We start from the raw sequence: 333 nt of genomic DNA on the forward strand, positions 1-333 counted from the left end.
AGCAGCTGCAAAAGGACAGATATTATTACTGGCAAGCAACGACCAGTCCGCAACTCAGCCTGTAATTGATTTTGTAAAAGCAAACAATTCAAAAGCAACAGTTGTAGGAACTAAGAATGTAATAAATGATACTATATATGATGCTCTTGGAGCAGCTTCAAGAGTAGACGGTGGAACAAGCAGATTTGATACAAACCTGAAAGTTTTGGATGCATTCAAAGACAGCTTGAAGACTGACAAGGTATATATTGCAAATGCAAGTGCAGCAGATCCGGACAACCTCTATGCAGATGCGCTGGTAGCTTCCGCAGTAGCAGGAAAGTATTCCGCACC

Annotated in this window: 1 protein-coding gene; it reads left to right on the plus strand. The window is 41.7% G+C overall.

What is annotated here, in order from left to right; genetic code table 11:
* On the plus strand, window positions 1-333 hold a 333-nt coding region (locus tag AB8S09_RS15830), incomplete at both ends, for a cell wall-binding repeat-containing protein (RefSeq protein WP_369869566.1).

The sequence above is a fragment of the Clostridium lapidicellarium genome, assembly GCF_041224415.1.
Taxonomy (GTDB): Bacteria; Bacillota; Clostridia; order Clostridiales; family Clostridiaceae; genus Clostridium_B; species Clostridium_B lapidicellarium.